At 71.4% G+C, this 3,318-nt stretch carries 4 protein-coding genes; 1 reads left to right on the forward strand and 3 read right to left on the reverse strand.

From position 1 onward, the window contains the following. Window positions 1–46 precede the first annotated feature (46 nt). The 3 genes from EHS43_RS40740 to EHS43_RS40750 all read right to left on the reverse strand — a co-directional run bounded on the left by EHS43_RS40740 (window position 47) and on the right by EHS43_RS40750 (window position 2,567). Complete coding sequence (locus tag EHS43_RS40740; RefSeq protein ID WP_125195571.1) at window positions 47–1,972, reverse strand: hypothetical protein; 1,926 nt, start codon at window positions 1,970–1,972, stop codon at window positions 47–49. Window positions 1,973–2,080: 108 nt separating this feature from the next. Beyond that, window positions 2,081–2,299 (reverse strand): hypothetical protein, encoded by a 219-nt coding sequence (locus tag EHS43_RS40745; RefSeq protein WP_007382551.1) that lies wholly within the window; start codon window positions 2,297–2,299, stop codon window positions 2,081–2,083. Between the two features lie 52 nt (window positions 2,300–2,351). Next, window positions 2,352–2,567, reverse strand: coding sequence for a hypothetical protein (locus tag EHS43_RS40750; RefSeq protein ID WP_260470944.1), 216 nt, complete (start codon window positions 2,565–2,567; stop codon window positions 2,352–2,354). 230 nt (window positions 2,568–2,797) lie between these two features. Here EHS43_RS40750 and EHS43_RS40755 point away from each other — a divergent pair, with 230 nt between their 5' ends. Then, window positions 2,798–3,175: a helix-turn-helix transcriptional regulator gene (locus tag EHS43_RS40755; RefSeq protein ID WP_125195572.1), complete on the forward strand. Its 378-nt coding sequence runs from the start codon at window positions 2,798–2,800 to the stop codon at window positions 3,173–3,175. Window positions 3,176–3,318: the final 143 nt, after the last annotated feature.

The raw sequence follows: 3,318 nt of genomic DNA on the forward strand, positions 1-3,318 counted from the left end.
CCCTCCCGCTGACCCCTCCCGCCGGCCCGGCCCGGACGGCCGTCGCTCAGGACGCCCCCGGCGAACCACTGGCCGGTGACGGGGACGCCGTCTCGACGGGTGAGGACGGGATGCTCTCCGACGGGGTCGGCGTCGGGTCGGGGGCCGAGGGGCCCACGCCCGGTGAAGACGGCCCCGGGCCCGCCGAGGTGCCCTCGGTCGGGGACGCCGGACCGCGGGAGGTGCCCCCGCTCGCCGTGCCCGGGGCCGTCGCGGACGACGCCGGTGCCGCGGACGCCGACGCGTCGGAGGACGTGCCGGCCGAGGGCGCGTCCGAGCCCGGGGAACGGCCCGCCGCCGTGGGCGCCACCGCTCCGGAGCCAGGGCCCGCCGGGTCGCCCGAGTCGTCGCCCGGGGTCGAGTCGTCGCCGTCCGGGGCCGTGGCCTGCCGCGGCTGCGGCTCCTCCGTCGACACCCCGGGCTGGAGGATCGGCGCGATCGGGGGCTTCTTCGGGAGCGGCTGGGGCGTGAGCCCGGACGTCCACGCGTAGCTGAGGCCGGCCAGCCCGGCGAGGGCCACCGCGCACAGCGCCACCCGCAGCCGGGGCCGGCCCGCCGTGGTCCGTTTCGCGGCCCGCAGGAGCCGGCCGCCGATCTTCACGGAGAGATAGACGACACCGCCCATCGGGATCAGCAGCATCAGACAGCCGAGCACCCCGACGAGCCCCTCGACGACCTGGCCGTCCGCGAAGGCCGCCCCGGTGCCGGAGAACTGCTCGACCATGGACCGGGTCATCGTGGCGATGATCCGGGGCAGGTTCCACAGCGCGTAGCTCATCTCGCCGATGATCAGCGGCACCATGGTGAGCACCCACGCGGCCACGATGGTCCGCGCCGACTTCTTCAGCCCGGCGACCTCCTTGCGGGCCGCCCGCCCCTTGCGGCCCGGTACCAGTCCGAGCAGGATCGGCTTGATCTTGCCGTAGAGGTCCGGGACCCCGGCGAGGTCACCGAGGATGTAGTAGCCGTCCAGGCGTACCGCCGGCATGAGCTGTTCGAGGATCTCGAAGTGCCCGAGGTAGACGGCGGCCAGGAAGAAGGGCTCGCCCGTGGCGAAGTACAGCCCGGCCATGCCGAGCATGAAGACCACGTTGAAGTAGACGCCGCCCAGGTCCGTCCTGATCCGGCCGCCGCGTCCGATCCGGTACACGTCCGTCACGTCCGTGTACATCGACGGCCAGATCAGGAAGATCCCGCAGCCGATGCACCCGGGCCGGGCACCGCCGTATCTGCATGCGGAAGCATGGCCGAACTCGTGGAAGACGAGCGAGGCCACGGTCAGGGCGAAGACGATCAGGATCAGCACCGGCTGGTCGAGGACCTCCAGGACCGGCTCGATCGCCCCGAAGAAACCGAACAGCCACACGTCCATGGCCACGGCCGCAAGGAGTACGGCCGCGACCACGACCGGCCGGTGCAGCCACGCGAACAGCCCCGCGATGCGGGCCGTGCGCCGCTCGTCGAAGATGACCCGGTGGCCCTTGAGGGCGAGCAGCAGATCGGAGCGCGGTGCGTCGACCTCGTCGCTCTCCTGACCCTCCGGGACGGTCACGCCGAGCGGTTCGAGCTTCTTCTCCACGAGGAAGCGGATGTTCTCGCCGCTGACCTCGCGGCCGAATCTCGCGCTCACCCGGTGGGCGATCGACTCGGTGTCGCGTACGCCGTCGACGGACGACGCCACCAGATACAGCAGCCGCGACAGCTGCACGACCTGCCCGTCCCCCCGACGGGCGATGTACTTGGGCTCGGTGAAGCCCGACCCCTGGTACTCGCCGTGCAGCCGCAGTCCCGCGCTGAGCCGCGGCACGAGCCGCTGGTCGACGACCGGCAGGCTGCCCGTCGCGACCTGCTCGTACGTCACCGGCCAGCCGCCCGGCCCGGGCACCGGCCCGGTGTCGTAGAGCGTCGCGGGCCCGTCTCCGAGCACTGTCATGTGTGGTCTCCCCCCACGTCCTCCCCCGTTTCCCCCCTGCATGGCCGTCGGGGTGGACCGCACCGCTGGTACGGGCGGCCCACCCCGACGGCCGTGGTCACGCCGGTGTTACTGCTTGACGACGATCGACTGCGAGGCCTGCGACTCGGCGACCGAGTAGGAGGAGTGGTCGTTCAGCGCCGCGGACTGGTTGTCCGCCTGGATGTTGGCGATGTGCTTGGTGACGTTGGTCGTCTTGTTGAAGCTGAACTTCAGACGGCCGAGGGCCTCCCGGCCCGGCAGCAGCTCGGCGGACTCGGTCTCCAGCTCGTGCATGTCCATGCTCATGACGGACGTCCTTTCAGGTGATGTGGATCGGGTTCGAGGTGGTGCGCGGGTGTTACTGGGTGACCGTGATGCTCTGGCCGGCCTGCGAGGCGGCGGCCGAGGCGAAGGAGTGGTCGTTGACGGCCATCGACGTGTTGTGGGCCTCGACGTTGGCGATGTGCTTGGTGACGTTGGTCGTCTTGTTGAAGCTGAACTTCAGACGACCGAGGGCCTCGCGACCCGGCAGCAGTTCCGCGGACTCGGCCTCGAGCTCGTGAGCGTCCATCATGATCAATTCCCCCTCAGGGATGGGCATTTCCGGTCGGACCGAGCCAGGTTCCCCCCAGACTCTGTCCGACTTGGTCGGACGTGCTGTCCAACGAGATTGGACACTAGGGCCTCCTGAGGGCGTTGCGCAACCCGTTCGGGGAATCACCCTTTCGGCGGCGGGTGGGGGCGCCCGTAGAATCGGCCCCGACATGGCCGGTTCCGCCGAGCGGCGAGCAGGAAGTGACCCCCGTGGCCAACGCACTGCAGCAGTTGATCCGTGAGCGCCTGGACCGCAAGGGCTGGTCCTACGGCGACGTGGCGCGCCGCGGTGGCGTCCCGCGCTCGACCGTCCACCACCTGGCGACCACCGACCGCGTCGTGCGCATGCCGCAGTCGACGACCCTGGAGGGACTGTCCAAGGGACTGGAACTCCCGTTGGACACCGTCCGCCGCGCCGCCGCGGAGGCCTGCGGCATCCACGTGTACGGCGCGGAGGGCACCGCCGCCCACCCGGCCGACCCGGAAGTGGACCTCCTGATCGCCAGCGTCCAGAAACTCTCGGCGGACGACCGCCGCCATGTCGCCGCGCTGGTGGAATCACTGCTGGACCGCACGCCGAAGCAGTAGCCGTCCGGCACCGGGCGCGGCATCAGCGGTCCCCGCGCCGCGCAAGCAACTCGCCGGCCCCGACCTCGCCCCCCCGACCGGCACCTCGGCCGACGGCACGTCCGTACGGCCCGGAGCACCAGCACCCGGTCGTCGCCCCGGCC

The sequence above is a fragment of the Streptomyces sp. RP5T genome, assembly GCF_003933965.1.
Taxonomy (GTDB): Bacteria; Actinomycetota; Actinomycetes; order Streptomycetales; family Streptomycetaceae; genus Streptomyces.